We start from the raw sequence: 8,515 nt of genomic DNA, 5'->3' as shown, positions 1-8,515 counted from the left end.
AAATCGAAGAACCCGGCGGTCAGGGTCGTCGCGGTGGAACCGGCCGGTTCCCCCGTCCTGTCGGGCGGCAAGGCGGGCCCCCACAAGATTCAGGGCATCGGCGCGGGTTTTGTTCCCGGCACTCTCAACACGGCGGTTTATGACGAGATCATCGCCGTCGAAAACGAAGACGCGTTTGCCGCCGGCCGGGAGATCGCGCGGCGGGAGGGCGTGCTCGCGGGCATCTCGTCGGGCGCGGCGGTCTGGGCGGCGGCGCAGCTCGCGCGCCGTCCCGAGAACAGCGGAAAGACGATCGTCGTCCTGCTGCCCGACACGGGCGGCCGCTATCTCTCCACCCCCCTCTTCTCAGGCGAATAACAGCACCCCGACAGGGGCGGCCGGAAGGGACTTCCGGCCGCCCCGCTTTTGTGGTAGAATGGGTTCATCATCCAAACAGGGAGGCGTCGGCATGTATGAGCTGATCCAAGCGGGAGAGCGGACGTGGTATATCGACTGTCCCGCGAAAATGGGGCTTTATCTTGCGGAGGATGGCGCGTGGCTGATCGACAGCGGCAACGACAAGGACGCGGGCCGCAGGGTGCGCAAGCTGCTCGACGCGAACGGCTGGACGCTGGCGGGCATCCTCAACACCCACTCGAACGCCGATCACATCGGCGGCAACCGGTTTTTGCAGGACCGGTACCGCTGTCCCGTCTATTCCACACCGGTGGAAAACGCATTTATCCGCTCCCCCCAGCTCGAACCCGCCTTCCTCTACGGCGGATTTCCCTGCAAGGCGCTGCGCAACAAGTTCCTGCTGGCGCAGGAGAGCGAACCCGTCCCCATCGAGGACGCCCCGCTGCCCGGAGGGCTCGAGGTCTTTCCGCTGCCGGGGCATTTCTTCGGGATGGTCGGCTTCCGCACGCCCGACGACGTCTGCTTCCTGGCCGACTGCCTGTCGGGGGAGGCGGTCCTCAAAAAATACCACGTCGGCTTTATCTACGACGTGCGCGCCTACCTTGGGACGCTCGACTGGGTGGAGACGCTCGTGGCGAAGCTCTTCGTCCCGGCGCACGCCCCCGCGACGGAGGATATCCGCCCGCTCGCCGCCAAAAACCGCGCCAAGGTCCGGGAGATCGCCGGGCGGGTCCTCGACTTCTGCGCCGAGCCCCGCACGCCCGACGAGATCATCCGGGAGGTGTTCTCCGCCTACGGGCTTGCGATGGACTTCAACCAGTATGTCCTCGTGGGCAGCACGGTGCGTTCCTATCTCAGCTACCTCTGCGACGAGGGGCTGGCCGCCGCGCGGTTCGAGGACAACCGCCTGCTGTGGGAACGTGTCTGAGCCGCCGCGCGGCCGCCAAATAAAAAGTGCCGGTCTTCCGACCGGCGCTTTTTATTTGGCGCAGTGCGATAAAAGGCACTGTTTTTGGCGCGGGCGCGAAGCTTCGGGCAAAGGGAAAAGCCTGGAGCGCGAATCGGCTCCAGGCCCTAGCCTGGTGGTGCGGGTAGAGGGGGTCGAACCCTTACGCCTTGCGGCACAGGATCCTAAATCCTGCGCGTCTGCCAATTCCGCCATACCCGCACATATGAGCGGCAGGGGTTGCCTGCCGCTGTTTTGTTCCCCCCATTTTTACTCGGGGGGAGGAACCCGGGGCGGAGCGCAAAGCTGAAATCCGCAGCACCTTCTATTTTCATCCGGGGAAGGCGCCCGGAGCGGAAGGGAAACCCCTTGACCCGCGTCTATCGAAACAGGCAAGCCTGCTTTGATCGTATAAGGCTGCAACCATCACCCTATCAATCCAGAGGATAATGCTCGTTGCTCAATCTTCATAAGGACATGAGAAATCATATTAATCACATCAGCGAGCACAAACTTTTTATATCGGTCTGTGATTTGCTCCCATTCGTTATGAACAAACTGATTTCGTATTCTGCGAATGGAATCATAATACGCGAGCTCATCCGCAAGCTCGTGCTGCAAGTCTGCCTCACAGCACAAGCCTATTTGAGCAATATAGTCGGAGACTTTTGGATTTCTTATTTTTCTCCACTCTGTAGTCTTACCGGCTTCGTCAGAAAACCAATTCGTGATTTCATTCAGCGTTGATTCAAAAAATGCCAGCAGGAGGGACAAAAGGGTACATTTGTTTATATCCTGGTAGAGAAACTCCCAAGACAAAAGCTTGCGATATTCCCAAGACTCCGGAGCGCCCCAATCATCTTTATCAATGTCAAACGGTTCGAATTCCTTTACCTTTGCTTTTAGGCAGGTGAGAAGATAAAGACAATAGTCATTGATTTCAGATAACTGTTCTTCAAACTTGACAAATGGAAAGATGGCGCTCGCTGTTGTGAACAGCAAATACCCTGCTGTTCCTTCGTAATGCTCAATCGAATCACTTTCTGCCAACCGTTCCAACATGTCATTCATATTTCAAAAACCTTCACTGAGGTGGCGTCACCTAAATCCTGCGCGTCTGCCAATTCCGCCATACCCGCGCGGCGCCGCCGGACGGCGGCAGAATCATGATACCATTCCGCAGCGCGGCTTGTCAACCGTCCCCGCGGAGCACGCCCGATTCGAGCAGCGACTGCGCCGCGAGGATCACGCCCGTCTTGCCGCTCGGCCAGGTGAGCCCGCCCTGCAGCCACGCGGCATAGGGCTCGCGCATCGGCCCGTCGGCGGAAAGCTCGATCGACGCGCCCATCGTGAACGCGCCCGCCGCCATGATGACCTTGCTGTCATAGCCGGGCATGTCCCACGCCTCGGGGGTGACGAACGCGTCGACCGGCGCGCCCTTCTGCACCCCACGGCAGAAGGCGGAGAGTCCCTCGGGCGTGCCGAGCTTTACCGCCTGGATGATGTCGGTGCGCGGCGCGTCAGATTTCGGGTAGACCTCGAAGCCAAGCCGCTCGAAGAGCGCAGCGGAGAAGACGGCGGTCTTCAGCGCGGCGGCCACCACGGTGGGCGCGAAGAAGAGCCCCATAAACATTCCGCGCAGCTGGCCGAGCGTGCAGCCGACCTCCTTGCCGACGCCCGGCGCGGTCAGCCGGCAGGCGCACATCTCGATCAGGTCGGCGCGCCCCGCGATATAGCCGCCCGTCTTGGCGATGCCGCCGCCCGGGTTCTTGATGAGCGACCCGACGACAAGATCCGCGCCCGCCTGCGTCGGTTCCCTGCGCTCGACGAACTCCCCGTAGCAGTTGTCCACGACGATCAGCGCGCCGGGGTTGGCCTCCCGCACGATGCCCGCAATCCTTTCGATCTGCGCGACGCTCAGCGACTCCCGCAGCGAATAGCCGCGCGAACGCTGCAAATATGCCATCTTCGCCCCCTTCACCGCGTCCGCCATGCGCGCGTAGTCGGGGGAACCGTCGGGCAGCAGGTCGAGCTGCCCGTACCGGATGCCGAATTCCTCCAGCGAGCCGTGCCCGCCCGGCACGATGCCGATCACCGGCTGAAGGGTGTCGTAGGGCAGGCCGGTCAGCGACACCATCCGGTCGCCCGGCCGCATCACCCCAAAGAGCGCGGTCGTGATCGCGTGGGTGCCCGAGACGAAATTGTGCCGGATGAGCGCGTCCTCCGTGCCCATCACCTGCGCCAGCACCCGGTCGAGCACCTCGCGGCCCCGGTCGTCGTAGCCGTAGCCGGTCGTGCCCGCGAAATGGCTTTCGCTCACGTTGTTTTCGATGAAGGCGGAGAGCACCTTCATGCCGTTGTATTCCGCGTTGCCGTCAATGCGCGCGAACGCCTCCCGGCAGAATTCCTCCGCCTCTTCCGCCATCCGCGCGATATACGGGTCGATGTGAAAAAACTGTTCAACCATACTCTGGAGGGAAACTTTTGAAAAAGTTTCCCCCAGCCCCCTTTCTTCCTGGGGAAACCTTTTGAAAAAGGCTTCCCCAGACCCTTTCTAAAACTTTTCATTCGGGCGTGCCCCGTCCCAATCGCCGACCGCATCCCCCGACCATTTCAACCCCGCCGCACGGGGCGAGCGCGCGGGAAGCCGCCGCGCCCCGCCTGCGCCGAAAGCTTTGAGGGATTCTAAAGGGAACTTTCTCGAAAGTTCCCTTTAGACCAGAAACCCGCATCCACGAACCCACAGGCGCGGTGGAAAGCCGCGACACCCTCCTCGGCGGTCAGCAGCCAGGGCTCGAGCCCCTGCGCAAGCGCGGCGTTCGCCGCGTGCGCCATCATCCGGCGGGCGTATCCCCGCCCCCTCCATGCCGGGTCGGTCGCCAAACCTGCCAGAATCGCGCGGTCGGCGCCCTTAAAATAAATACCAATCGTTGAAATAATCTGGTTATTTACTTTTAGTATGTAGACATCCGCCAGCCCGTGCCGCCGCTTGTGGGAAACCTCAGTGAGCCAGGCGGCGTAATCGGTCCGCGCGGCGAATTCAGGGTCGGCCGCGCAGAGCAGCGCGTAGACGGCCCCCAGGTTCTCCGCGGGCGCGACCCGCCCCGGAGGAACGCCGTCCGCGCAGGGCGCGGGCGCGGCGGGGCGGGCATCTTCCCGCGGGAAATGCCCGCCCCACCGCAGGATTCGCGACGAGCGAAGCCCGCCGCGAATCACGGCGTTCACCCGTTCGCAGAGCGCCTGCTCCCCCTCGTAGGAGCGGCAGCCGACCGCCCCGAGGAAGGCGGCGAGCTCGTCCGCGTCCGCCGCGCTATCCGCCGCGAGGGTTACGGCGCCGTCCAGCCGGGAGGCCGCGCCCACGGCGCGGTCTCCCTCCAGCAGCAGCCAGAGGTCGAGCACGCCGTCCAAAGTGCCGTAAGTCTGATACTGTGAGTATATTTTTGTTCCAAATATACCAAATTTGCCGATCGACGCCTCAAAAAGCGCCGCCCATTCGCCGTCTACAAAACGGATCATTCGCCGAAATCAGCGACGAGCGCACCGAGCAGCCGGAGCGTCTCGTCCACGTCGAACCGGTTGACGACACAGGAGGGGGTGTGCAGGTAGCGGCAGGGCACCGATACGGCGAGCACCCGCGTTCCCTTTCCCGCGATCTGGATCGACCGCGCCTCGTTGCCGCCGTAAACGCCCTCCTTGGGCTGGCAGGCGATGCCGCCCGCCTTTGCCGCCGCGAGCGCGCGGCGGTAGAGGTCCATGTCGTAGACGGTGCCCTTGTCCATGAAGGAGAGGACGGGGCCTTTTTTGAGTGAGCAGACCACCTTTTCGGGCGGGGTGCCGGGGATGTCGCAGGCGGTCGTCGTCTCGACGGCAACCGCGATCTCCGCGCCCACCTGGTAAGCCGCGGTGCGCGCGCCCGTCGTGCCCGTCTCCTCCTGCACGGTGAAGGCGAAGTGGGCGTCGCAGGCGAGCTCCGATTGGATCAGTTCGACGAGCAGCGCGCACCCGACCCGGTCGTCGAGCGCCCGCCCGCGCAGAAAGCCGTCCCCAAAGGCAGCGTATTGGGAGACAAAGACCGCGCGGTCTCCCAGCGCGACGCGGGAGAACGCGTCGTCACGGTCCTTCGCGCCGATGTCGATGAAGAGCGCGTCGGGCTCGGGGGCCTTGTCCCGCTCGTCGGGAGCCTTCATGTGCACCGCCTTGGAGCCGATCACGCCGAAGGTTTCGCCGATGCGCACCGATTTGCCGGGGAGCACCCGGCGGTCGATGCCGCCCACCGTGGTGAATTTGAGCAGGCCGCTCTCCTCCACCCAGGTGACGATCAGCCCCACCTCGTCCATATGCGCCGAGAAGAGCAGCGGATGGGCCGGGGCCCGCCTCCCCTTTTTAAAGGCGAGGATGTTGCCGAGCGCGTCCACCCTGTAGATGCAGCGCCCCTCGATCATCTTAAGGATTTCATACCGCACCTGCTCCTCGCATCCGGACACGCCGGGGATGGCGCTCAGCTTTTCAAGCGTCTCATAGAGCATCACCTCGCACCTCCAAACGCGTCCGCCACATAGGCGGCGATCAATTCGGCGGTCGCCTCCACGTCGGAGACGTGGACGATCTCGACCGGCGTGTGCATATACCGCTGGGGGATCGAGACGAGCGCGCAGCGCACCCCCGCGCCCGACACGGCGATGCCGTCGACGTCGGTGCCGGTGTTCCCGCCCATGACCTCGACCTGGAAGGGAATCTTTTCCCGCACGGCGACCTCCCGCAGGCGGGAGGACATGCCGTTGTCGATGACCGGCGCGACGCCGACCATCGGGCCGCCGCCCATCTCGCCGCACTTGGCGCGGGGGCAGTCGGGCGCGTGCCCGAAGGAGACGTCCACCGCGATGGCGTGGGTGGGCGAGAGGATGTTCGCGGCAGTGGCCGCGCCCTGCCCGCCAACCTCCTCGAGGGTGGTCAGCGCGACGGTCAGCCCGCAGGAAAGCTCCTGTTCCGCCAGCTTCTGCGCGGCCAAAATGACCGCCGCGCAGCCCGCGCGGTCGTCGGCGGCCCGCGCGCTGACCCGCCCGTTCATCAGCTCCCGCGCCTCGCAGCAGAAGGTCACGCGGTCGCCCGGCGCGATCTTCTCACGCGCCTTCCCGGCCGAAAGGCCCACGTCGATCGAGATGTCCTCGATCTTGGGCAGGCGGGTGTCGTCGGAATTGAGGTGGGGCGGCACGGTGCAGACGACGCCGGGCAGATCGCCCTTTGCCGTGTGGACGGTGACCTGCGCCGCGAGCAGCAGCGCGCAGTCGATGCCGCCGACGTTTGAGACGCGCAGAAATCCATCGTCATCGATGTAGGTGACGATCATGCCGACGCTGTCGATGTGGGCGGTGAGCATCACATGCTCGCCCGAGGCGGGGACCGGCTTTATCCGGCAGAGCAGCGAGCCGAGCGGCGCGCGCTCACATGCGCCGAGCGGCGCGAGCATCCGCCGCGCCGCTTCCACCGCCCCATCCTCCCCGCCGGACACGCCGAGCGCGCCCGCGAGGGTCAATATCTGTTCCGTGGTGGTCATGGGAACCTCCTGTGCTTTTCAAAATCATTTTCCGCTCAAAGCGCATTTACGAGCTCCTTGAAGCGGCGGCCGCGGGTGCCGTAGTTGGGGAACATGTCGAAGCTCGCGCAGGCGGGCGAGAGCGAGACGACGTCGCCCGGCTTCGCGGCCTCCTCCGCCATCTTCACCGCCTCCTCGAGGCTTCCGGCGCGGAGGATTGCAAGCTCCGCCGGGTCAAACCCCGGATAGGCGCGCACCTCCGCCTCGATCGTGTCGGCGGTCGCGCCGATCAGGATGAGCGTCTTGACCCGTTCCACCAGCTTGGGGATGAGCGGGTCGAAGGGGATCTTCTTGTCGTAGCCGCCCGCGATGATGACGAGCTTCTGGTCGAAGCTCTCCAACCCGGCGATCGTGCGGGTCGGAGTGGTCGCGATCGAATCGTTGTACCAGCGCACCCCGTCCTTTTCCCGGACGAACTCAATGCGGTGCTCCACCCCGTCGAACTCGACTGCGACGTTGTAAATTGCCTCCTGGTCGACATAGCCCCAGGTGGCGCAGATCGCGGCAAGGTAGTTTTCGACGTTGTGCAGGCCGGGGAGCTTGATCTCGTTCGCGTGCATGATCTTGGTGCGCTCGCCGTTCACCGACATATAGATGATCCCGTCCTCCCCGAGGAAGGCGCCGGTGCGCACCGGGCGTTTGACCGAGAACTCAAAGAGCTGGCCGCGCACACATTCGGGATTGGCGAAGGAGGCGGCGACGTCGTTGTCGACGCCGAGCACGGTGCGGGAAAACGCCCCCTGGTGCGCGAAGATGTTGCGCTTGGCGTCGATATATTCCTGCATATCCCTGTGCACGTCGAGATGGTTGGGGGTGATGTTGGTGACCACCGCGATGTCGGGGCTCTCCCGCATCGAGATGAGCTGGAAGCTCGACAGCTCCGCCACCGCGAAATCCCCCTCGCGGATGTCGCGGATGAGCGGCATGAGCGCGCGGCCGATGTTGCCGCCCACGTGCACCCGCCTGCCCGCCTCCTTGAGGATTTCGGCAATCAGCGTCGTGGTGGTCGTCTTACCGTCGCTGCCGGTGATGCCGATCGTCTTGCAGGGGCAGAGGTCGAAAAAGAGCTCCATCTCGCTTGTGACGGCGACCCCGTCACGCCGCAGGCGCTCCAGCACGGGATGATGAAATTTCATCCCCGGCGTGCGCAGGACGATGTCCGCGTCGATGTTTTCGAGGTAGTCCTCCCCGAGGCGGAGCCTGACCCCGCGCGCCTCAAAGTTGTTGCAGATCGCCTCCCCCACCTCTTCGCGGGTGCGGCGGTCGTGCGCGGTCACCTTCGCGCCATAGTCGTTCAGCCGGCTGATGAGGTCGCTGTGGCTCACCCCGATGCCGATGACGGAGATTTTCCTGCCCTTGATGCCGTGGAAAAAGCGGTCTACCCTGCTGTCCATAAGCTGCCTCCAATTTCGCCCCGAAATTCATTTGAACGTTCCTATTATATTCGCTAAGCCCCGATTTATCAAGCGGATTTTGTTGCGGCGGCGCTTTTCTTTGCCGCCCCGCGGGCGGCGGCGCTTTCGTTCGCGCCCCTATGGGACGCTTTAGAGGAGCCGCCTTTGGCGGCGGGAATTGCCGGG

The 8,515-nt window shown here is 63.9% G+C and carries 8 protein-coding genes and 1 tRNA gene; 2 read left to right on the top strand and 7 right to left on the bottom strand.

The features are described 5' to 3' along the window. Positions 1-357, top strand: a 357-nt coding sequence (locus tag RDM88_RS10165; RefSeq protein WP_308754731.1) for a pyridoxal-phosphate dependent enzyme, incomplete at its 5' end; no start/stop codon positions are given. A 91-nt stretch (positions 358-448) separates the two neighbouring features. Then, a complete protein-coding gene (locus tag RDM88_RS10160) occupies positions 449-1,324 on the top strand; it encodes an MBL fold metallo-hydrolase (protein WP_308754730.1) in 876 nt (291 codons plus the stop codon). Between the two features lie 155 nt (positions 1,325-1,479). On the opposite strand, the gene RDM88_RS10155 is transcribed toward RDM88_RS10160, so the two are convergent. From RDM88_RS10155 to murD, 7 genes are all read right to left on the bottom strand, one after another. Continuing rightward, positions 1,480-1,564: transfer RNA gene (locus RDM88_RS10155), tRNA-Leu, on the bottom strand. 204 nt (positions 1,565-1,768) lie between these two features. Beyond that, a complete protein-coding gene (locus RDM88_RS10150) occupies positions 1,769-2,413 on the bottom strand; it encodes a hypothetical protein (protein WP_308754729.1) in 645 nt (214 codons plus the stop codon). A 121-nt stretch (positions 2,414-2,534) separates the two neighbouring features. Continuing rightward, on the bottom strand, positions 2,535-3,809 hold the full coding sequence (locus RDM88_RS10145) for a methionine gamma-lyase family protein (protein WP_308754728.1): 1,275 nt from the start codon (positions 3,807-3,809) through the stop codon (positions 2,535-2,537). A gap of 218 nt (positions 3,810-4,027) precedes the next feature. Beyond that, positions 4,028-4,741, bottom strand: coding sequence for a GNAT family N-acetyltransferase (locus RDM88_RS10140; protein ID WP_308754732.1), 714 nt, complete (start codon positions 4,739-4,741; stop codon positions 4,028-4,030). Positions 4,742-4,854: 113 nt separating this feature from the next. After that, a complete protein-coding gene (locus RDM88_RS10135; protein WP_308754727.1) occupies positions 4,855-5,868 on the bottom strand; it encodes a M42 family peptidase in 1,014 nt (337 codons plus the stop codon). Next, positions 5,868-6,896 carry a M20/M25/M40 family metallo-hydrolase gene (locus tag RDM88_RS10130; RefSeq protein ID WP_308754726.1) on the bottom strand — a complete coding sequence of 343 codons (1,029 nt, stop codon included), beginning with the start codon at positions 6,894-6,896 and terminating at the stop codon, positions 5,868-5,870. The genes RDM88_RS10135 and RDM88_RS10130 overlap by 1 nt, the downstream gene beginning before the upstream one ends. A 35-nt stretch (positions 6,897-6,931) precedes the next feature. Continuing rightward, positions 6,932-8,329, bottom strand: coding sequence for a UDP-N-acetylmuramoyl-L-alanine--D-glutamate ligase (gene murD / locus RDM88_RS10125; RefSeq protein WP_308754725.1), 1,398 nt, complete (start codon positions 8,327-8,329; stop codon positions 6,932-6,934). Between the last annotated feature and the right edge of the window lie 186 nt (positions 8,330-8,515).

The sequence above is a fragment of the uncultured Anaerotruncus sp. genome, from assembly GCF_902490045.1.
Classification (GTDB): domain Bacteria; phylum Bacillota; class Clostridia; order Oscillospirales; family Ruminococcaceae; genus Anaerotruncus.
This window is presented reverse-complemented; position numbering and strand designations above follow the sequence as displayed.